Origin of the sequence: Winogradskyella luteola, assembly GCF_019203985.1 — a bacterium.
Lineage (GTDB): Bacteria > Bacteroidota > Bacteroidia > Flavobacteriales > Flavobacteriaceae > Winogradskyella > Winogradskyella luteola.
In genome coordinates this window covers 1-21,846 of record NZ_JAGSPD010000014.1, presented here as the reverse complement: position 1 = coordinate 21,846, position 21,846 = coordinate 1, and the positions used below count along the sequence as shown (strand labels likewise).

Below are 21,846 nucleotides of genomic sequence, written 5' to 3'. Positions count from 1 at the left end.
AACATTCATAATAGATTAATGAAGAGAAAACAATTTTTACTTCTTTTTATGTTCCTTGCAATATTTTCATGTGAACGCGACGATATCTGTGCAGAGAGTACTTCTACCACGCCAAGATTAATTATTGAGTTTTATGATGTTGACAGCCCTGAGGATTTAAAAAATGTACCTAGAATATCTGTTTACGGCGAGGAATTGTTTGTTGATGAAAATGGAGTATTTACACCACCGACAGAATCATCAGATTCTATTGTTGAGTATGATGGTACTGTTTTATTCGATGTAAACAGTAATACAATTGGGTTACCTCTATTAATCGGAACAGAAGGTGATGACGTTACAACACGCTTTTTATTAGAAAAAGATACAAATCTGCGTATAGATGATGACCCAACAGCTACATCTAATTTAGATATAATTGAAATTTCATACATACCGCAATTTGAATACGTCTCTAGAGCCTGCGGGTACAAAAGTATTTTTACGGAACTAGATATTACCATAGATAGTGATGGTGATGATTGGATTGACGATATAGAAATAGACGTCGTAAACATAGAAAATGAAAACACAGTACATGTTCGCATCTTCCATTAAAAGTCTCGCTATTTTGCTGTTGTTATCAACAATGGCATTTGCACAAGAAAACAAGAAAACCGTAAAGGATACTTTGGTCTATAAGCAAAAATATGGATTGCGTTTGGGTGCAGATATGAGTAAACTAGCACGCACATTTTTAGATGACGACTACTCAGGATTTGAAATTATGGGAGATTATCGTCTCACAAAAAAAATCTATTTGGCTGGTGAGATTGGTAATGAAGAGCGTACCATTGATAACGATGTCTTAAACAATACCACAAAAGGAAGCTACTTTAAAGGTGGAATTGACCTCAATTTTTATAAAAATTGGTTAGATATGGAAAACATGATCTATGTTGGTTTTAGAGTAGGTGCGAGTACCTTTAGTCAAACATTAAACAGCTACGAAGTATACAATGTAAATAACCAGTATTGGAATCAGCAATTTTCAGTAGAAGAAGGCACAGAATTTGACGGTCTAACTGCAATTTGGGGCGAAATACTAATAGGGATAAAAGCAGAATTATTTAATAATTTGTTTGCTGGTATAAATACACAGCTTAAGTTTTTAGTTTCAGAAACCTCCCCAGACGATTATGAAAACCTTTACATCCCTGGATTCAACAGAACCTATGATAGTGGTAGTTTTGGCGTAGGTTTTGGATTGAATTTATCTTACTTAGTGCCTATCTTCAAAAAAAATAAAGTTGTGGTACAAGAAAAGGAAGAAGAGTAAATTCTAAATACCAAAAGCTAAATTCCATATTTGCATTAATTCGTTTTGACTTATATTTATAAAAACGACTTGTATTTAGCCAGTCAAAATAGGCGGTCTTGATTCTAAAGAAATAAATCCCTATCTTTTGTTTATAAAAATTGCATCTATGAACAAAGAAGCTATTGCAGATTTAATTGAAGCCAAACATTCTGAATTAATTCATTGGTTGCAACAACAACCTGAAGAATCCTGGACTGAAGGCCCCAAAGGCAAGTGGACGCAAGGGCAACAAACACTACATTTATTACAGAGTATAAAACCACTCAATAATGCTTTGAGCATGCCCAAGTTTCTATTGCGCTATAAGTTTGGTAAAGCCAACAGACCCGTTAGAGATTATAATGCCATAGTAAAGCGTTACCAAGAACGCTTAGAAGATGCTAAAGGTAAAACCTTTAAAGGGTCGGAAAACATGAAAGTACCACAACTTGAGGATAAAAATTACATTCTTAATCGATTACAAACCGAAAGCAAGAAATTACAGTATAAAACCAAGAAGATAAGTGATAAGAATTTAGATACGGTAATACTTCCCCATCCGCTGATGGGAAAAATGCCAGTACGGGAAATTATTATGTGGACGGCGCATCATGTGGAGCACCATATCGAGACTTTGAAATCAAGATATTAATGTTACCACCTATTAACATCCATAACTCTGGTGTAATAGTAGAATTACCTGTTGGAATATACAAAGTTAATGTTCTTGGAGGTTGGGGTGTCACGGTTGGAGATTTTAGCTTTAAGTTGACTAGTTTATCCAATGGGAAAATAATAAGACCAAAAGGAACCATATGGCGCGTTCAATACTATTCGAACTGCAGTAGATCTAAGAAAATATTTTCTTTGGATATACCAAAAAGAGATAGATACAAAATTGATTTTATAAATCAGAAAAGTCTCAAAGTAAAACGTAGTAATCTATTCATTTTTCAATTAATCGAAAAACCTATACCAAATAAAAATATAGAAATAGTTATAGAGTAATATACAAAAGGCATCAACCTAGATAATCCAAAACATTAGCCTCTATCCTACTCTGAATATCAGAAAGATCTGCTTTTATAAACGTTTCACCTGTGATATTTTCGTAGAGTTCAATATAGCGTTCACTAACAGTTTCTATATACTCATTACTCATAGATGGCACGGTTTGCCCTTCTAAACCTTGAAAACCATTACTTATTAACCACTGACGTACAAACTCTTTAGAGAGTTGTTTCTGTGCTTCACCTCTATCTTGACGTTCTTGATAACCATCCGCATAGAAATAACGTGAAGAGTCTGGTGTATGAATTTCGTCTATTAATACAATCTTACCGTCTTTGGTTTTACCAAATTCGTATTTAGTATCTACTAAAATTAATCCACGTTCAGCTGCAATTTCTGTTCCTCGCTGAAATAACTTTCTGGTATAATCTTCGAGTACAACATAATCTGCTTCAGATACAATACCGCGTTTTAAAATAGCTTCTCTGGAAATATCTTCATCATGATCCCCTTTTTCTGCTTTTGTCGCTGGTGTAATAATAGGTTCTGGGAATTTGTCATTTTCTTTCATGCCATCTGGCATTGGCACACCACAGAGTAATCGCTTACCTGCTTTATACTCACGAGCCGCATGCCCAGACATATAACCTCTAATTACCATTTCTACCTTAAACGGGTCGCACAAGTGTCCCACAGCCACATTAGGGTCTGGAGTTGCCACTAACCAATTGGGGACTAAATCTTCGGTATCCTTCATCATTTTAGTCGCAATCTGATTTAGAATTTGACCTTTATAAGGAATTCCTTTTGGCATTACCACATCAAAAGCGCTCAATCTATCCGTGGCAACCATTACCAATTGCTCATCGTTGATGTTATACACTTCTCGAACCTTTCCTTTATAAACAGATTTCTGGTTAGGAAAGTTGAAGTTAGTATCTATTATTGTATTACTCATTTTTTGTTTGTGCGTTTAACTGTATGCTGTTACTGCTAAATACGACTAATCTCTATTCTCTATACTCTTATATGCCGCGATTACCTTTTTAACCAACTTATGACGAATCACGTCTTTATCATCGAGATAAATCATACCGATACCTTCGACATTTTTCAGAACTAAAAGGGCTTCCTTTAATCCAGAAATGGTACGACGTGGTAAATCTACCTGACCTGGATCGCCAGTCAATAGAAATTTAGCGTTTTTGCCCATACGTGTTAAGAACATCTTCATTTGTGCATGTGTAGTGTTCTGTCCTTCATCTAAAATTACAAAAGCATTATCTAAAGTGCGTCCACGCATAAAGGCCAATGGAGCAATTTGGATTACACCTTTTTCTATGTAATTATCTAATTTCTCATGAGGAATCATATCGCGCAAGGCATCATACAACGGTTGCATATAAGGATCTAATTTTTCTTTTAGATCACCAGGTAAAAAACCAAGATTCTCACCAGCTTCGACTGCAGGACGTGTTAGAATAATACGCTTTACCTCCTTACTCTTTAAGGCTTGTACAGCCAGTGCCACACCAGTATAGGTTTTACCGGTACCTGCAGGGCCAATAGCAAATACCATATCGTTTTTACGAACACTTTCTACAAGTTTACGCTGGTTTACAGTTTGTGCCTTAATCAATTTACCTCCAACCCCATGTACTATAACTTCGCCACTTTTTGTCGAAGTATTGTAATCATCGCTACTATTACTGGTAAGGACACGCTCTATGACATTTTCGTCTAGTTTATTGTATTTACCAAAATGTTTCATTAACATCGTCATTCTATGGTCAAACTCTTCGAGGAGGTCTTCATCACCATAGGCCTTAATTTTATTGCCTCTGGCTACGATTTTCAGTTTCGGATAGTATTTTTTTAAAAGTTCGATATTTGCATTTTGCGCACCGAAGAATTCTTTTGGAGTAATTTCTTCGAGTTCTAAGATAAGTTCGTTCAAAAGCGTGCTTTATTTAGTTAACACCAAATAAATATTAAAATTCGTTTGGTGTGTTAATCTGTTTTCTTTTATTAGTTTTGTGTCACATTTGTACACAAACAAATCTAAGAATTTTACAACCTCGATTCTAAAAAAAATATCAACAATTAATCCATGGCAATAATCACTTTAACGACTGATTTTGGTGAAAAAGATCACTTTGCTGGAGCCATAAAAGGTGCGATTTATAGTGAGCTAGAGGATGTAAAAATTGTAGATGTTTCACATTCCATATCTCCATTTAATATTTCCGAAGCGGCATATATTATCTTAAATGCTTATAGTAGTTTTCCGAAGGGTACAATTCATATTATAGGAATTGACTCTGAGTTAAGTCCTGAAAACAAGCATATTGCAGTTAATTTAGATGACCATTACTTTATATGTGCTAACAATGGTATAATGAGTATGATTTGTGCTGAAATTGCTCCAGAAAAAATCGTAGAAATTAACATTCATGATAAAATCGAAACCAGTTTTCCTGTTTTAGATGTGTTTGTAAAAGTGGCCTGTCATATTGCTCGTGGAGGTACACTTGAAATTATAGGAAAAGTTATTAACACCATTAAACCGATTAAAAATTTAATTCCATTTGTTAATGATGAAAAAAATCAAATCATTGGCAGTGTTATTTATATTGATAATTATGGTAATGTTGTGACCAATATTAAACAGAAATTTTTTGAGGACGTTCAAAAGACAAGAGCTTATGAAATTTCAGCCCGTAACCATAAGTTCAAAAAAATACATAGTAAGTATAGCGATATTGTAAATTTCAATCTTGAAGAGTCTAAGCGAAATGACGAAGGCAAAGGGCTTGTCGTTTTTAATTCTTCTGGATATTTAGAAATTGCTGTCTATAAAAGCAATTGTAGTACTGTTGGTAGTGCATCTACTTTAATGGGATTGAAAACCATGGATACCGTAACGATAAACTTTTTTAAATCTTAGGCTTTGTTAGTAAGAATTGTAAAAATGAGTTTTGAACCTTCTAAGATTGATGAATTCTTAGCTAATTTTGAAACTAATAAACATGAGATTAGAAATTTTGAAGGCTGTAATTTTTTAGAATTATATCGCGATCAAAACAATACCAACATCTTTTTTACGTATAGTTATTGGAATGCTGAAAGCGATTTAAATAATTACAGGCATTCAGAGTTGTTTAAGGCGGTTTGGGCAAAAACAAAACCTTTATTTAATGCAAAGCCTGAAGCTTGGAGTGTGGATAAGTTAGCTTCGCTTAAGTGATGAGTGATGAGTGATGAGTGATGAGTGATGAGTGATGAGTGATGAGTGAATATAAAAATTAGAATACTGAATACTGAATACTGAATACTGAATACTGAATACTGAATACTGAATACTGAATACTGAATACTGAATACTGAATATATAAAATGTTAGCAATCCTAAAAAAAGAAATAAACATCTTCTTTGCTTCACCAATAGGCTATTTGGTTATCGGTGTCTTTCTACTGTTAAATGGCTTATTTCTATGGGTATTTAAAGGTAATTTCAATATTCTAGATAATGGTTTGGCGAGTTTGTCGTCTTTCTTTTTGTTAGCACCTTGGATATTAATTTTCCTTGTGCCAGCAGTAACCATGCGCAGTTTTAGTGATGAAAAGAAACAAGGTACTTTAGAGTTATTGGTAACTAAACCCATTTCTCGTTTTCAGATTGTTTTAGGTAAATATTTGGGTGCGTTAGTGTTAATTCTTTTGGCACTGATTCCAACTTTGCTTTATGTGTACACCGTTTCACAATTAGGAAATCCAGAAAATAACCTCGATATGGGAAGTACTATTGGTTCGTATTTTGGACTTTTATTTTTAATTGCTGCATATACCGCTATCGGAGTGTTTGCCTCTACCCTTTCCGACAATCAGATTGTAGCATTCATAATAGCTGTTTTCATTTGTTTCTTTTTCTATTTTGGTTTTGAAGGTCTTTCAAATTATAAAGTTTTCGGCGATGTCGTATATATGGAAAATCTTGGTATGTCAGCACATTACAATAGCATGAGTCGTGGTGTAATAGATACAAGAGACTTGGTTTATTTCATTAGCATTGCCCTAGCATTTTTAATAGTCACGAAACTTAGAATTCAAAAACAGTAATTATGATTATCACTCCTTTTTTAGTCATTTTTATGCTTGTGGTGTTTACACTACTCTTTTTGTTTTTGAACACGGTAGATCGCCGCAAATGGCTCACGGGTTTAATTAGTCTAATATTGACACCTTTTGTATATTTCTATATGTTCTATCCTTTTGTAAATATTGTGAGCAACTACCACCACCAAAAGTATTTTGATGCAGAAGCTTGGATAGAGAAACCGGCTTTGCGTTACGAAATGATTGATGATATTATTGAATCTGATACGCTTATTGGTACTTCAAGAAAAAAAATTGCGCACACACTTGGCATGTATGAATGGTTGTCGTGGGATGACACCAAGAAAGGCCATGACACAGACAGATGGAATTATGGCTTAGGTATAGAGCCAGGAGCTTTCAATCATGAGAAAGAATGTGTTGAAATCACTTTTGAAAATGATAAAGTTAAAGCATTAAGACACTATCAAGAAGAAATTATATACGAGGATGAAAAATAATAAAGCACTTATTTACATACTCGTTGTTATCGTTGGATTAATCGTCATTAATTTCATTTCCAGCAATTTATATGGCCGTTTCGATTTAACCAAAGATAAACGCTACACACTTTCTGAAGCTTCAAAGCTTCTTGTTGAAGATATAGATTACCCTTTGATTATTGACGTGTTTTTAGAAGGTGATTTTCCTTCGGAATTTCGATTACTTCAAACTGAAGTACGTCAGATTATTGAAGAATTTCAGCTGAAGACCAACAACATTAAAGTTAATTACATCAATCCTATTGAAGATGAAGCTACACGAGAACAAATTATTGAAGAGCTTACGAAATCTGGTTTAGAGCCTTATGTCAATACAGATACTAATACAGGTAAGGTTACTCAAGAACTTATTTTTCCTTGGGCTTACGCAAGTTACAAGGAAAAAAGAGTTAAAATACCACTCTTGAAACGAAGTATTACCCAAGGTCTACAAGAGCAAATTAATAATTCTGTACAATCATTGGAATATGCTTTTGCTGATGGGTTTAGCAAATTAGTGAAACCAAAACAAAAGAAGGTTGCGGTTTTAAAAGGCAATGGAGAATTGAGCGACATCTATATTGCAGATTTCCTAAAAACCATTCAACCTTACTACAATCTGGCACAATTTACTTTAGATAGTGTGGCCACAAATCCCCAAGGTACTTTAGACAAGCTAAAAACCTACAATTTAATTGTAGCCGCTAAACCAAGTGAAGCATTTTCTGAAGAGGAGAAATTAGTCCTAGACCAATTCACCATGAATGGAGGAAAAAGCTTATGGCTAACTGAATCTGTAATTATGGATAAGGATAGCTTATACAATGGTGGCACTGCTGTTTCCATAATGCGCGATTTAAATCTTAATGATTTTTTCTTTAAGTATGGGGTTAGGGTAAATCACAGTTTGGTAAAGGATTTATATTCTGCACCCATAATGTTAGCGATTGGCGAAGGTAGTCAAGCTCAACTGCAGCCAGTACAATGGCAATATTCTCCTTTAGCTTCATCCAACCCCGATCATCCAATTACAAAAAATCTCAATTTGGTAAGATATGATTTTGCAAGTCCGATGGATACATTAAAAAACGGAATTGACAAAACAATTCTATTGCAGAGTTCCCCGCGTTCTAAACTAGAAGGTGCGCCTGCACAAATTTCGTTATCAGATGTTACCAAAACCCCAAATGAAGCGACTTACAGTAATGGCCCACAAAATCTAGCTGTACTTTTAGATGGTGAATTTACATCGGTTTATGACAAACGTATACTCCCATTTAAGGTAAAAAACTTTAAGTCTAAAAGCGAGCCAACAAAAATCGTAGTCATTTCTGACGGTGATGTTATAAAAAACGATGTTAGAAGAAATAGACCTCTAGAGCTTGGTGTTGATTATAGAGGTTTTGAATATGGAAATAAGGAATTTCTCTTAAACACCATTAATTACTTGTTGGATGACACAGGACTTATAAACATTAGAGTCAAAGAAATTAATATTGCCTATCTAGATTCAGATATCATTAAAGAAAACAAAGGCAAATGGCAATTCATAAACATTGCCTTACCGCTGTTGCTTTTGGCTTTATTTGGGTTTGGCTTCAATTATTTGAGGAAACGTAAATACACTTAGATATGCCCGTTTTCATATAACGAGAATACCACTTTTATAAAAATATATTGTTAATAAGTTTGTTTTACAAAACCCATCTATTGGGATATATTTGTAAGACAAATTAAAACGTAATAAACTATATATAATTAGCATGAAATTTATTGTTTCAAGTACTTATTTATTAAAGCAGCTTCAAGTTTTGGGAGGTGTAATTAATAACAGCAACACACTACCTATTTTAGATAATTTTTTATTTGAATTAAGCCAATCGAAATTAACCGTTTCTGCAAGTGACTTAGAGACAACGATGTCTTCAACCATTGATGTAGAAAGTGATTCTGAAGGCAGCATAGCTTTACCTGCACGTTTATTATTAGATACTTTAAAAACGTTTCCTGAGCAACCTTTAACTTTTGTTGTTGAAGAAAACAATACAGTAGAAATCAGTTCTAATCATGGTAAATATGCACTAGCCTATGCAGATGGTGCGGAGTTCCCTAATGCGATTTCGGTAGAAGATGCAAGCAAAACTACCATTATGGGAGATATATTGGCCACAGCCATAAGCAAAACTATTTTCGCTGCTGGTAATGATGATTTAAGACCAGTTATGAGTGGTGTATTCTTCCAATTCTCTCAAGACAATTTAACATTCGTGGCTACGGATGCTCACAAATTAGTGAAATATACAAGAGCTGATGTAAGTGCTACTGAATCAGCAGAATTTATTATGCCTAAGAAACCATTAAATTTATTAAAAGGTATTTTGGCAGGAAGCGATGATGATGTTTTGGTTGAGTATAACGAATCTAACGCTAAATTTACGTTTGATAATTCTGTTTTGGTTTGCCGACTAATTGATGGCAAGTATCCTAATTACGAAGCAGTTATTCCAAAAGAGAACCCAAATAAATTAGTTATCGCCAGAACGCAGTTTTTAAACTCTGTACGTCGTGTTAGTATATTCTCCAATAAAACGACACATCAGATTCGCTTGAAAATTGCAGGTGCAGAACTCAATATTTCAGCAGAAGATATCGATTACAGCAATAAAGCAGAAGAGCGTTTAACCTGTGATTATCAAGGAGACGATATGCAAATTGGTTTTAACTCACGCTTTTTAACAGAGATGATCAATAACCTAAACTCTGATGATGTACAGTTAGAAATGAGCTTGCCAAACAGAGCTGGTATCTTAACCCCAATTGATGGATTGGATGAGGGTGAGCATGTAACCATGCTTGTGATGCCTGTGATGCTAAATAATTAAAAAGTTACACATTAGTACAACTAAAAAAGGCTTACCAGTTGGTAAGCCTTTTCATTTCCATTTCTTTAATAACTAACTAACAAAATTAAGAGATAATGGATAGCTAGGTAATTCTCCATTACTAGCCTTTATTGCGTTTATGATTGGCATTACAAATGCTAAAATTCCTATGAGTATCAATAATAATATACCCAATCCAAATACGATCATTAGAGGAATACTTAGAATACAATAGACAATAATACTTAACTGAAAATTCAAAATTGATTTACCATGAGCATCCATGCCATCTACTTTATCTTTTTGCGTCGCCCAAATAATCAGCGGTACTATTAATCCACCGAAACCTGTGACATAAGTAAGTAATTGTGCCAAATGCGTAATCATCAATAATTGATTGTCTGTACGTTTTAAGGTGTGATAATTTGATTCCATAATCTATTTATGTTTACACCTATATGACGTAAATTACTTAGAAATGTTACAAAAAAGAATACAAATATTTTATATTCCTTAAAAAGGAGACTTAGTCCTCTTTAATATCATTTTTCTTTTTTCCACTTGACATAAAATTGACAAGAACACCGATTAAAATAATACAAACTAGGGCAAACACCCCAATCATTATTACTCCCATTGACCAATCATAAACTAATGCTATTAAATTATTAATCATCATATTCATATTTAATTTCTAACGGTAAAATTACAATAAGGATTCCCTTAGAAATATGATAAATATCAGATTAAGAAAAAATATAAACACGAAATACGGCTCACTTTAAGGAGCACATAAACAATAAGAAAAGAGAGTTTTTGACAAACCAAAAAAGTGATCTCATATTATTTTTGTAGAAAAAACAAGTCTATGAAAAAGCTTACCTATATACTTTTGTTATGCCCAATAATCTTATTGTCACAGATACAAATTGGTCAAAACCTATTAGCTGACAGGCTTGGTGAAGATTTCGGTTATTCAATAGCATTGTCTTCAGATGGTCTTACAATGGCAATAGGAAATAGAAACAGTAATCCAAATACTGTAGCCGTAGGCGAAGTTGAAGTGTTTAGTCTTATCAATAATCAATGGGTTCAGAAAGGCAGTTCCTTATTTGGAGTTTACAGCGAAGCTTTTGGAGCAAGTGTAAAACTTTCTGATGATGGCGAAACTTTAATAGTAGGCTCACCTGCTAGTAGCGGAGGCGGCGTAAATTCTGGTGGTGTTACTGTCTATACTTTTAATGGAACGGATTGGATTCAAAAAGGACAAAAACTTTATGGTGCTGCTCAAAGTGCTCTTTTTGGTTTTAGTGTAGATATAAATTCCAATGGAAATAGAATTGCTGCAAGTTCTCCTAATATTAGTAATGATACCGGTTTGGTCTATGTTTTTGATTTTGATTCTGCTAGTAACACTTGGAACTTAATTGGAAGTGAAATAAGTGGCAATACCTCAACCGTTTTCTTTGGTTTGGACATCGATTTATCAGATAACGGTACTACAATAGCAATTGGTACACCAAGAGATAATTCTGCCTTTACCAATGCGGGAATGGTTAAGGTATTTGAGTTTCAAAACAATCAATGGGTACAAAAAGGTACCGATATATTAGGTAATGCCCAAGAAGTAAGGCTTGGTGCCTCTGTTTCCATAACCAACGACGGAAATAGAATTGCCGTAGGAATTCCATTTGATAGTGAATCTACATTCAGAGCAGGGAAAGTAACTTTTTATGACTTTACAAATCAAAACTGGACACAAGTCGGAAATGCAATACAAGGCAATACGTCAGAGCAATTTTTTGGTAACTCAGTTGAACTTTCTGCAAACGGAAATGTTGCTACGGTTTTAAGTCCTTCAGCAAATAACGTCGATGACAGATCTGTGAGTATTTATCAGTTTGATGGTAACAATTACGTACAAAGGGGAATTACTATTCCCATAGACGGCTTACGTGGTGCTTTAGCAATTTCTGATAGTGGAAATATTTTAGCTTTGGGAAACTACCTTAGAACAAACAATTTTGGACTTGCACAAGCCTATGACATTTCAAGTGTTTTATCTTTGCCTGACAATTCCCTAATTAACGTTTTGGTATATCCTAACCCTACATCAAAAATTATTAATGTATCAATTGAAGACGAAACGTTTTTAAAAGACATACTTATCTACGATGTCTTAGGCCATTTAATTTTACGATCAAAAAATCAGACTATTGATGTATCAGACTTTAAAAGTGGCCTTTATCTTTTAAAATTACGCACTAAGGACAACAAAGAAATGACCACAAAAATAGTAGTTCGATAAGCTTTTCTTTAGTTTTGTCTTATTAACTTATGTGCTATTGAATTTTGAAAAAAATTTATATCGATAAATACTACGATCACTTTGCAAAGAAGGTGCATTCAACTGCACCCGACTTTCATTCTGATTCTAACTACATGATGCGGTTTAATACGCACATGAAAAGTTATGCTTACGAGAATAATAATCTTGTTATTATTTTCTTTAAAAAAGGGCATGGTAGTATTGAGTGGCGCAACAAAAGACAAACGCTGAATAACGATACTTTTATCGTAACAAATCCCAGTGATGGATGGATATATTTAAATGAAGAAGAAAAATGTATTGATGTACTCAGTCTAGTAGTTACTAAAAAATTGAAAAAAGAATTTGATACTTTTTTTCATTCAGATACCAAATCCATCCTGAACAATCCATTCCATTTAAAAGATGATAAAAACTTTTTCATCGAGAAAACCTTTTCTGCAAATCATTATCCAAGTGGCTTATTATTAAAAAAGGTTCATGATATAAGCTTGGGAGAGGAATTTGAATTTTTTGATGCCGAGGAACTTTCACTTACCATTCTTGATGCTCTGCACAAAGATCAAATTAGAGCTTACAGGCATGCAAACAATATCAACGTTAAAAAACAGTCTACTAAGATAGAGACTCTAAAGCGACTCCTTATTGCCAGAGAATATATCCATGATAATTTGGATAAGAAGATTTCTTTAGATGAATTATCAAATATCTCATGCTTATCTAAGTTTCATCTGTACAGTTCCTTTAAAACTGTTTTTGGTAAAACTCCGCATCAATATTCAAACTCGTTTAGAATGATGAAAGCAAAAGAAATGCTATTGAGCAATCAATACTCTGTCAGTGAAGTTACAGATGCTTTAGGCTTTAATGACATATATAGCTTCAGCAAACTCTTTAAAAAAGCCTATAAAAATCCGCCTTCAAAATTAATATTAAAATAAGGCTTGCAAGGATAAATTAACACCTCACAAACCTTATTTAACTAATTAGTTCTTAAAATGTTATTCGTTGGAAAGTGATTCTATTTCGTCACTATTAATTACTCTATCATAAATTCTAACCTCATCAATGGCACCCTTAAAAGGTGAACAAGGTCCCGTTTCGCATGTTCCTAATCCTATGAGAAATGGCTGGTCTGATTGTATATAACTATCGCAAAACGATGTTTCTTGCCCAGCCTGAAAATCGTCAACATCCCTTCTTTCTCCATCTATATAGATTTTAAAACTTGAAGAAGTTCTTCTGCCATCCCATGTAGCTACTATATGATGCCATTTTTCTGTTTCTAAAGACTCTGTTGCAGTGATTCTCCCATAGTAAAGCGGCGAACTTGAAGCATAAAACACATTGATTGCCCCATTATCGGTTACACCGAAAACAAAACCTACTCTTTTGTTACAATTAGCATCATTTGGGTCATCTCCATTAAAATTCGAGAGTATTCTACCTGTAAAATCAGTATCATTGAGATAAACCCAAGCTGAAAAGCTACTCCCAGAACCAAGATTATTATCGATCTCTACGGATGTTGTTATAAAAGGATTGTCGTTTGTAAACTTATAGGAATTTCCATCACCACTTATGGCATTTTCAAAAAGCTCAGGGTTTCCTGTAATAGTACCATCAAAATTATTTAGACTGGCATCATCTGCATTACCATTTAAAGAATAATGAGCAACCAATCCCTGAGATAAATTAACGGTGTCATTTGAGTTGTCATCGTTATCTGAACAAGACACTACTAGCGTTAAAGCTAGGATTGAAAGAAATAATAAATTGTTTTTCATAACATAAATTTGTTTAATAATTAGGCTGCACAAATGTGTTCTGTACAGCAATTTTTCTACAAACCTATTTCTAGTAAAACAATTTCATTTGTCAAAAAGTAAATAATAATCTGGTTTTTAATAATATATAAATATTGATTTTTTGACAAATACAATACAATTTGTATTAATAGTTTAGAGGTTTGTTTTTAAGCAAAAAACGGACGAAATGAGCAATACTTTCATTAGCAAAAAAATTGAGGATTTTTATACAAAAGCATCTGAAGAAACCAGACTGGAAAGCGGAATGGGAGTTTTTGAGTTTGAAAGGATTAAACAACTTATTAAAAAACACATAAACAAAGACCATTCAATTATAATGGATATAGGTGGTGGCACAGGAAAGTACTCAGAATGGTTGGCAAACAATGGACACGAAGTTCATCTTATTGAGCCTGTAATGAAGCATGTAAAGCTAGTAGAAAACCGAAATAAGAAATTAGCAAGACCAATAATTATAAAACAAGGAAATGCACAAAAACTCAATTACCCTTCAAATTTTGCTGACCTAATAATACTACATGGTCCACTTTATCATTTACAAGACCACACAGAAAGAGTTAAAGCTATACAAGAAGCTCATCGTGTACTAAGAAAAGATGGTATTTGTTTGGTCTTTGGTATAAACTATACAGCATCTACCATTGCTGGTCTGATGAATGGTCATATTCATAATAGTGATTTTTTTGAGATGTGCAAGAGGGAACTGACAACCAGTTTGCATGATCCACCTACTTCTCTACCCTGGCTACTTACAGAAGCGTATTATCATAAGCCTGAAGATTTAAAGGGTGAACTGCTAGAACAAAGCTTCTCATATCTTAATACTTACGCAGTAGAAGGAATCATTTGGTTAGATAAGGATTACTTCTCAAATATGTCTACCCCAAAGAAAAGACAAACCTTAGAAGAGTTACTACAAATCACGGAAAATGATAAAAATCTTCTTGCACTAAGCCCACATATAATGGTAGCTGTAAAGAAATAAAAATAAAATTATGTATCACCCAAGATTATATGGCAGTTTTTACGATATGGGATATAAGTACGGCAATCTGTTACATAAAAAAGCTGGTTTTAAACTACCACATATCGAAACAAGACAAAAAGATTTTGGTGAGGAAAGCATGGTTGAACTACAACGCTTCTACCCAGAAATCATGGATGAAATCTATGGATTTGCAGATGGTATTAAAGATCACCCGTATAATGTAGCATCATTTTTGCTAAGCTTAGTTGCTTTCGATTATAATGGTAGATGTAGTGTCTTTGCATTTAAAAATAGAGACTCTATGGTAATTGGGAGGAACTATGATATGCTTTTTCAATTTAAAAAATTCACAGAAAGCAGTTTAATAGCACCAACAAATAAACTGGCCTATATCTCACAATCAGATGTTTTTATTGGTAGATCTGACGGTATTAATGAAAAAGGGGTCTTCATAGCAATGTCTTTTGTAAACGGAACCACAATACAGCCAGGTGTGAGCTTTCATTTTATTGTAAGAAAAGTATTAGAAAACGCTTATAATATAGAAGAAGCTATAACCATAATAAAAAAAGCCAAAGCTGCGTCTTCTAATAATTTTTTAATTGCCGATGCAAATGGAGATATGGCGATTGTTGAGTCTGCCCCTGAAAAAACTCATGTTATAAAACCGACAGAGGGCAAAGCATACCTTCATATTACCAATCAATTTGCCTCAAAAGAGATGCAACCTTATGACAAAGGAAAAGTTGGCTGGTCAAAGAGTATAGAACGCTACCAAGGTATATACCAAAGCTTAAAAGAGCTATCAAAATTAGATTTACAGAAAGCCAAAGAAATATTATCAGACCCCTGTGTCTGTCTTAATCTTAGACAGGAAAAGTTCGGCACTATATGGTCTGTGGTTGCAGAACTGAATTCTCTAACCATAGAAAGAGCAGAAACAAAACCCAGGATTACCAATTATAAAACTGAAACAAGGTTAGATTGGTGGTTAAAAAAGCAATCAAAAAAATTAGATAAATAATAAAAATTAATTATGAAACACGCAATGAAAACAATCTACTTCACTTTCACTCTATTTCTTGTTTTTGGTTTTTCATATGGACAAGAAACCGAAAAACAATTGGACAACTATACCATAAAACGCTTATTAATATGTAATGAGAAAGACGAGCTTATTGTCGTAAAGTATGGTGATACTTGGAATGTTCCCGCATTAAGATATAATCAATCTGAATCCATTAATCAGTCCTTAAATAATTTGGCAAAGGATATGGGTATTGAAATTACAAAACCCGAAATAGGAGGTATATTCTCTTTTACGTATAGCTTTAATGAACAAGCAGCATTAAGAATGTTTTATGTAGCCAATTATAAAACTGGAAATCTTAAACCCAAGTCTGGATGGGACAGTATTAAATGGATAAGTAAAGAAGATTTTCTTAAAATGAAAGGGCAAGACTTGTATAGCTTGATGGCTTCAAAAATTGAGGAGGATAGTTCAACGCTTTGGGGAGCAGCTTTTTTTCTTTTTAAGGAAGATGAAGAAATAAAATATACTATAACAGAAGAGTTCTATTCTATAAGATAACATTGAGTAAAATGTTTACTGAACAGATACTACCATGATTCATCTTTGGATTTTAAGCACTTTTTATATGCAAGACTATAAAATAAATATTACATGGATTTTAGAAGAAGAATTATAATTTTTTGCATCATAACATTAGGTGTAATTACACACAAAATCAGTGCTCAACAACTCTCCAAAACCGCACTTTTAAAAACATGGAAACTAGAAAAGTATTATGAAGAAGGAGAATATTACGCACCTGAAGAGATCGAAAAGGAAGACTATATTCAATTTAATGGAGATATGACTTTTACCACTAAAATGGAAGATAAAACATATTTTGGAACATGGATGTTAAACATCAACGGTAAATACATAGAGTTAAAATACAACACCGAGGAAGTAGATAAGCTAAGGATTAAGTGTTTGGGTACATATAGTTTGGTTGCCATATTCGATTTAGACTATTACCGCTATACCGAAATTCATTATAGTACATGTGAAAAATAATGCTGCCATGAAGTACTTGTTCTTTTTTGCTGTTTTATTTTCTATAGTAGTTAGTGGTCAAGATTTCATTAAGTTGAAAACTGTGCCTTTTGATAGTGGTAATATTAAATTCTACATCAAGGAAATTATAGATGACCGCAAAGAAAAGAACCTCGGAATTCATAAAAACCTAAAGGGTGAAACTGTAAAACTTCAACTGTTTCCAAATGCTGCTTACGCCGTAAAATCTTTTATAGATAGTTCATTGGTAGAAACTTCAGATAGCCAAAAAATTTATGTAAAAATAAATGCTCTAAGTATTCAAGAAACACGTCGCAATACAGAAGAAGTCATTTCCAGGGCTACAGTAGATCTATCATTTTGCGAAATGAGAAAAGGAAAACTCAAAGAATTATATCGTATTCAACGCAACGAAGACCAAGTTTTTGCCGCATCTGTATTTGGATTTACCTCTATTATAGAAGATGTGTTTTTAAGCCATGATCAGCGCATAAGAGCTGCTTTAGAATACTGTTTTCTTGCTTTTATAGAACATAAAAATAGTTCTATCGATAAATCATCAACGCATTTTGACATATCTAATTTTGATGAAAATGACGACAATAAACTCAACAATTGGTACAACATCATTGAGTACAGACAGATTTTAACAAGTACATATCATAACGGCTGGGCTTTGGGATATACAGGATTCTTAGATGACAACAGTGCTTTTATTATTCCCTACGAAATCAATATAGAATTTTACGATGTCAAAGATAATTTTGCCCGTAGAGAAGGATTTGAGTACGTTGATGCAACGATGTTACGGCCAGGAATATTTGGATACAAAAAAATAATATCTGGGGTTTATGGTACTGTTGGTGTTAATATACCCATAGGTGTTGAAGTAAAGAGACGCCTTGGTAATGATAATGACATCTATAAATTTTTGATTGGTGTAGGTGCAAGCCAAGGCATGAAAATCATTCCATGGCAAAACTATGGATTGGTTCTCGGCGTAGAATTTTTTCAGCAAATTCAAAACTCAGAAATTTATACTCAAGATATAGGACTTGAGATTTCAGTAGGTTTCAATTTTTAAAAATTATAAAATAAAAATCTATAAAACCAATGTTTATGAAACAGATTAAAATCATTACAATAATGCTATATTTAATTGTAAAGTCTGCTAGCGCACAAATACAAGAAGTAATAGACAATATTAATAACCCACTGGGCATAGCTTTATTAAATGATGAATTATTTATCTCAGAATATTCATCGAACAAGATCATCAAAATAGATGTAACTATAGCAAACCCTAGCAAAATAGATGTACTCTCTACAGGATTAAATTTCCCAAATGAAATCTTACTTGACGGCAATTTTCTATATGTAGCCAATATAGGCAGTAATAAAATTATAAGGTTTGATGCTACCAGCGTTAATCCCACACCAGTTGATGTAGTTACAGGCATTTCAGACATAAGAGGTATGGCTATTATGGGGAATGAACTGTTTATAGCAGATTACAGTGCCGGTATAGTATACAAAACCGATATATCTGGCTCAATTCCCAGTCAACTCACAACAGTACTTACAGGGCTCAATGGCCCTTGGGGTTTAGCCGGCAATAACAACGAACTTTATATTGTAGAACGAGATGGAAATAAGATTATAAAAATAGACATAGCATTATCAACCCCAACACCAATAGATGTTATTACAACCTTAAGTAACCCATTGGATATAGAATTTGTCAATGATGATCTCTTTGTAACGGAACTAGGAAATCAAAATATTTCTAGAATTGATACATCAACTATTCTACCAATAACTACAACACAAGAAATTGTTTCTGGACTTAACTTTCCTTATGAACTAGAAATTTCTGGGAATACCATCTACTTTATCGAGGCTTCATTGAATAGAATCTCTAAATTCGACGGTGCTTTAAGTGTCAATGATGAACCCAATATCGAACAAATAAAACTCTATCCAAATCCAGCTTCAGAGAAGTTAATGCTTAAAAACATAAACAGCGATATTCCATACAGCATATACAATATATTAGGCCAAGAAGTAAAAAAAGGCATCTATGAATCTGGCAAGCAAATAAATGTTGTTGATTTAGAAAGTGGTATCTATTATCTATCTCTTGGAAGTGGAATCAGCGAACCGCTTATGTTCGTAAAAAAATGAAAATAGATTCCCTTTACATATTTATTTAGAGATTCTTGATTTACTAGCTATAAAAGCTCTCAACATGTTATTGAAATGGTGTGGTTTATCTAAATTAGCAAAGTGCCCAACATCTTTCATGCAAATGAGCTGAACGTTCTTCTTATTTTCTATTTCTTCTACAGTGCTATTTATGGCTTTGTTAATACTCTTATCTTTCTCTGCTTTAATTACCAATATTGGTATTTTAGAGTTTCTTATCACGGAGCAATAATCGAATTCAGAAATGTTTGGAAGCACAAGCTGTAATGTTAACTTTTGCGCACAAAGCATCATTTTCTTAATTTTTTGTCTCGAAAGGTGCGTACGACCTGTACATGAAGATATCTCAGCAATGCACGCTTTGGGAATAAGTTTGTATAGTAACCGCAAGGTTAAAATATGCCAGCAAGACGCTTTTAATTTCACCGTTGTACCAAATGTAGTTAGTGAACTCAAGAGGTATCCATGACTATTTAAAATCTCAAAACCGATATTTCCACCCATAGAATTACCCACAAGATGCACTTTTTTAATCCCAAGAATATTTACTAAGGCGGTGACATCTTCTGCGATTTTTGATAATTGGTAATCACAAGCATTTGACGGTTCGGCCACCTTGGAGTTTCCGTGACCCCTTAAGTTAACCAATAAAACATTGTAAATGTCTTTAAAGAAAATATATTGTTCATCAAACTGTGAAAGATTTGCACCCAAACCATGCAGAAAGAGTAAAGTTTCACAATGGTTTTTGTCTGAAAATCGATATTCTATTTGGCTATTATCCAAACTGATGAGGCTTGTCATCTAAATGGTATATAAAGTATTTACATTAGTCTTTTAACTAACAATTGAAAAACCAATAGAGCTTCCGTAATTTCCAAAAAAACCAATTGATTGATTGATGAAAGATTTAGTTTATTTGAACAATTAAAACTTACGGAAGCTTACTATTGGTATCAACTTTAACTATTATTATGAAAACGAGTCACCAATCAATTCTTCATTTTTTTTCTATACCAAACTTAAACTCTGCCCCACTTTGGTTGAGAGTCACCGTTTTTTCATCAAGATTGAAGTGCAGTACAATATTGGCGGGCTTAAATCTAAACTTATTAGGCGCAAAGCGCTCTAAGGGAATTGCATCCTGACCTGTAGCTTGTGCCCAAAGTTGCTCGTTTTCAACTCTGATATTTAACTTAAACGGTAGATCTTCATTTATATAAACACCTTCGTATGCATCAAGTTCTCCAGTATATGTTTTAACACTTTCCGTTTTACTTTCAGACTCAAGAAGTTGTGCTATCATTTCATCCAATGGTTGATTATATATGGCTTTTACCACAGCGGTAGCTATTTCATAGTTATTCATATTACTGCCATTAGAAATAATTGCATAAGACGTATTGATTTCTGGTATGTATGAGAATAAGGCAGATGCGCCATCAATTCCGCCAGTATGTCCAAATGCTGTTTTATTCTCTATATTAATTGGAAATATTCCCATTCCAAAGTTTTCTTTTATGGTTTTCATTTTTGATAGACTTTTCTCATCCAAAAGTTTACCATTAAATAAAGTATTACTGAATTCTACAAGCTCAGAAGGTGTAGTTATGATTGCACCAGCACCTAATGGAATTGACATGTCAGTTGCGATTTGTTTAGTCCAATCTTCATAAAACACATAAGAATTACAATCCCCATTTTTTGGATTAATGTCCTTACCCATTTTAGTGTTTACCATATTGAGCGGTTTGGCAATGTGTTTTTGTATGGCATCGGCATAAGACATTTTAAAGCAATCCTCTATAATATATGATAACAATACATAATTTGAATTACTGTACTCTGTTTTAGTACCAGGTTCAAAAACTGAGCCTCCATCTTTAATGACTTCAATCATTTCTGATCTGGTCTTTGGCTCTGTTTTCCAATTGTCGTAATCTTTCGCATCCGTAAAATTATAAATACCCGATCTGTGATATAATAGCTGCTCAATGGTTATTATATCCGCATTATTAAGGGATGGAAAATACTTTTCTAAGGTTTCATCAATATCAATACAACCTTGTTCAATGGCTTTTAAGGTTAAAACAGCAGTAAAAGTTTTTGAGATAGAACCAATTCTATATTTTGAATTGATATCTGCTTTTGTATTGCTTTCGATATCAGCATGGCCAATGTTACGTGTGTATATTACTCTATCGTTTGATAAGATCGCTATTCCTCCCATAAAGGAATTTTGATTGGCTATTTCATTAAAATATTGATCGAGTTGCTTTTTATTTACGTCTTGACCATAACTCAGTATATTAAAAAAAATACCAATTATAACCATCACTCTTTTTATAACAAACATTTGATAGAAAATTTTTGTATTGAAAGAGCAAATCTAATTTGATTAGATAAAAAATGATTGTCAAAAAATCACTTTTTGATATCAAGAGGATAGCATGTATTCTTATAAGGTAAATTCAAAAAATCTCTAAAAGGGCAATAAATAAAAAATCTAAAAACAAGTCTGTGTTCAAGCTATACCTGTTGGG

The 21,846-nt window shown here is 33.4% G+C and carries 24 protein-coding genes; 18 read left to right on the top strand and 6 right to left on the bottom strand.

Translation table 11 applies throughout. From position 1 onward, the window contains the following. Positions 1–18 precede the first annotated feature (18 nt). The 4 genes from KCG49_RS14165 to KCG49_RS14150 all read left to right on the top strand — a co-directional run bounded on the left by KCG49_RS14165 (position 19) and on the right by KCG49_RS14150 (position 2,347). The gene (locus KCG49_RS14165; protein ID WP_218547416.1) at positions 19–597 is read left to right on the top strand and encodes a DUF6452 family protein; all 579 of its coding nucleotides are present in this window, start codon (positions 19–21) and stop codon (positions 595–597) included. After that, a complete protein-coding gene (locus tag KCG49_RS14160; RefSeq protein ID WP_256260023.1) occupies positions 563–1,318 on the top strand; it encodes a DUF6048 family protein in 756 nt (251 codons plus the stop codon). Before KCG49_RS14165 ends, KCG49_RS14160 begins: the two co-directional genes overlap by 35 nt. 148 nt (positions 1,319–1,466) lie before the next feature. Beyond that, positions 1,467–1,991, top strand: coding sequence for a DinB family protein (locus tag KCG49_RS14155; RefSeq protein ID WP_218547414.1), 525 nt, complete (start codon positions 1,467–1,469; stop codon positions 1,989–1,991). Next, positions 1,991–2,347, top strand: a complete 357-nt coding sequence (locus KCG49_RS14150) for a hypothetical protein (protein WP_218547412.1) — start codon at positions 1,991–1,993, stop codon at positions 2,345–2,347. The genes KCG49_RS14155 and KCG49_RS14150 overlap by 1 nt, the downstream gene beginning before the upstream one ends. A gap of 13 nt (positions 2,348–2,360) precedes the next feature. On the opposite strand, the gene KCG49_RS14145 is transcribed toward KCG49_RS14150, so the two are convergent. Together KCG49_RS14145 and KCG49_RS14140 are read right to left on the bottom strand one after the other, a co-directional pair. Next, positions 2,361–3,308, bottom strand: coding sequence for a phosphoribosylaminoimidazolesuccinocarboxamide synthase (locus tag KCG49_RS14145; RefSeq protein WP_218547411.1), 948 nt, complete (start codon positions 3,306–3,308; stop codon positions 2,361–2,363). 45 nt (positions 3,309–3,353) lie between these two features. After that, positions 3,354–4,307 (bottom strand): PhoH family protein, encoded by a 954-nt coding sequence (locus tag KCG49_RS14140; protein ID WP_218547410.1) that lies wholly within the window; start codon positions 4,305–4,307, stop codon positions 3,354–3,356. A 153-nt stretch (positions 4,308–4,460) separates the two neighbouring features. On the opposite strand from KCG49_RS14140, the gene KCG49_RS14135 reads away from it, so the two are divergent. The 6 genes from KCG49_RS14135 to dnaN all read left to right on the top strand — a co-directional run bounded on the left by KCG49_RS14135 (position 4,461) and on the right by dnaN (position 9,869). After that, the gene (locus KCG49_RS14135; RefSeq protein WP_218547409.1) at positions 4,461–5,297 is read left to right on the top strand and encodes an SAM hydrolase/SAM-dependent halogenase family protein; all 837 of its coding nucleotides are present in this window, start codon (positions 4,461–4,463) and stop codon (positions 5,295–5,297) included. Between the two features lie 3 nt (positions 5,298–5,300). Further along, positions 5,301–5,597: a putative quinol monooxygenase gene (locus KCG49_RS14130; RefSeq protein ID WP_218547408.1), complete on the top strand. Its 297-nt coding sequence runs from the start codon at positions 5,301–5,303 to the stop codon at positions 5,595–5,597. A 149-nt stretch (positions 5,598–5,746) separates the two neighbouring features. After that, entirely contained in the window at positions 5,747–6,469 is a 723-nt protein-coding gene (gene gldF / locus KCG49_RS14125) for a gliding motility-associated ABC transporter permease subunit GldF (RefSeq protein ID WP_218547407.1), read from the top strand. A gap of 2 nt (positions 6,470–6,471) precedes the next feature. Then, positions 6,472–6,966 carry a hypothetical protein gene (locus KCG49_RS14120; protein WP_218547406.1) on the top strand — a complete coding sequence of 165 codons (495 nt, stop codon included), beginning with the start codon at positions 6,472–6,474 and terminating at the stop codon, positions 6,964–6,966. Then, on the top strand, positions 6,956–8,617 hold the full coding sequence (gene gldG, locus KCG49_RS14115; RefSeq protein ID WP_218547405.1) for a gliding motility-associated ABC transporter substrate-binding protein GldG: 1,662 nt from the start codon (positions 6,956–6,958) through the stop codon (positions 8,615–8,617). Before KCG49_RS14120 ends, gldG begins: the two co-directional genes overlap by 11 nt. A gap of 133 nt (positions 8,618–8,750) precedes the next feature. Next, positions 8,751–9,869: a DNA polymerase III subunit beta gene (gene dnaN, locus KCG49_RS14110; protein WP_218547403.1), complete on the top strand. Its 1,119-nt coding sequence runs from the start codon at positions 8,751–8,753 to the stop codon at positions 9,867–9,869. 72 nt (positions 9,870–9,941) lie between these two features. On the opposite strand, the gene KCG49_RS14105 is transcribed toward dnaN, so the two are convergent. Beyond that, positions 9,942–10,304 (bottom strand): DUF4870 domain-containing protein, encoded by a 363-nt coding sequence (locus KCG49_RS14105; RefSeq protein ID WP_218547402.1) that lies wholly within the window; start codon positions 10,302–10,304, stop codon positions 9,942–9,944. 433 nt (positions 10,305–10,737) lie between these two features. Here KCG49_RS14105 and KCG49_RS14100 point away from each other — a divergent pair, with 433 nt between their 5' ends. Then, positions 10,738–12,177: a T9SS type A sorting domain-containing protein gene (locus KCG49_RS14100; protein WP_218547400.1), complete on the top strand. Its 1,440-nt coding sequence runs from the start codon at positions 10,738–10,740 to the stop codon at positions 12,175–12,177. A gap of 44 nt (positions 12,178–12,221) precedes the next feature. Beyond that, the gene (locus KCG49_RS14095) at positions 12,222–13,139 is read left to right on the top strand and encodes a helix-turn-helix domain-containing protein (protein WP_218547398.1); all 918 of its coding nucleotides are present in this window, start codon (positions 12,222–12,224) and stop codon (positions 13,137–13,139) included. A 60-nt stretch (positions 13,140–13,199) separates the two neighbouring features. On the opposite strand, the gene KCG49_RS14090 is transcribed toward KCG49_RS14095, so the two are convergent. Continuing rightward, on the bottom strand, positions 13,200–13,985 hold the full coding sequence (locus tag KCG49_RS14090; RefSeq protein WP_218547396.1) for a LamG domain-containing protein: 786 nt from the start codon (positions 13,983–13,985) through the stop codon (positions 13,200–13,202). A 208-nt stretch (positions 13,986–14,193) separates the two neighbouring features. Here KCG49_RS14090 and KCG49_RS14085 point away from each other — a divergent pair, with 208 nt between their 5' ends. From KCG49_RS14085 to KCG49_RS14060, 6 genes are all read left to right on the top strand, one after another. Further along, complete coding sequence (locus tag KCG49_RS14085) at positions 14,194–15,012, top strand: class I SAM-dependent methyltransferase (RefSeq protein ID WP_218547394.1); 819 nt, start codon at positions 14,194–14,196, stop codon at positions 15,010–15,012. A 10-nt stretch (positions 15,013–15,022) separates the two neighbouring features. Beyond that, positions 15,023–16,039: a C45 family autoproteolytic acyltransferase/hydrolase gene (locus KCG49_RS14080; RefSeq protein WP_218547393.1), complete on the top strand. Its 1,017-nt coding sequence runs from the start codon at positions 15,023–15,025 to the stop codon at positions 16,037–16,039. Between the two features lie 24 nt (positions 16,040–16,063). Then, positions 16,064–16,606, top strand: coding sequence for a hypothetical protein (locus KCG49_RS14075; RefSeq protein ID WP_218547392.1), 543 nt, complete (start codon positions 16,064–16,066; stop codon positions 16,604–16,606). Between the two features lie 93 nt (positions 16,607–16,699). After that, entirely contained in the window at positions 16,700–17,098 is a 399-nt protein-coding gene (locus KCG49_RS14070; RefSeq protein WP_218547391.1) for a lipocalin family protein, read from the top strand. After that, entirely contained in the window at positions 17,088–18,182 is a 1,095-nt protein-coding gene (locus tag KCG49_RS14065; protein WP_218547390.1) for a hypothetical protein, read from the top strand. Before KCG49_RS14070 ends, KCG49_RS14065 begins: the two co-directional genes overlap by 11 nt. A gap of 35 nt (positions 18,183–18,217) precedes the next feature. Then, positions 18,218–19,282 (top strand): T9SS type A sorting domain-containing protein, encoded by a 1,065-nt coding sequence (locus KCG49_RS14060; RefSeq protein WP_218547389.1) that lies wholly within the window; start codon positions 18,218–18,220, stop codon positions 19,280–19,282. A 21-nt stretch (positions 19,283–19,303) separates the two neighbouring features. Here the strand turns inward: KCG49_RS14060 and KCG49_RS14055 are convergent, their stop codons facing one another. Both KCG49_RS14055 and KCG49_RS14050 read right to left on the bottom strand, forming a co-directional pair. Then, complete coding sequence (locus KCG49_RS14055) at positions 19,304–20,107, bottom strand: alpha/beta fold hydrolase (protein WP_218547388.1); 804 nt, start codon at positions 20,105–20,107, stop codon at positions 19,304–19,306. Positions 20,108–20,303: 196 nt separating this feature from the next. Further along, the gene (locus KCG49_RS14050; RefSeq protein ID WP_218547387.1) at positions 20,304–21,659 is read right to left on the bottom strand and encodes a serine hydrolase domain-containing protein; all 1,356 of its coding nucleotides are present in this window, start codon (positions 21,657–21,659) and stop codon (positions 20,304–20,306) included. Positions 21,660–21,846 lie beyond the last annotated feature (187 nt).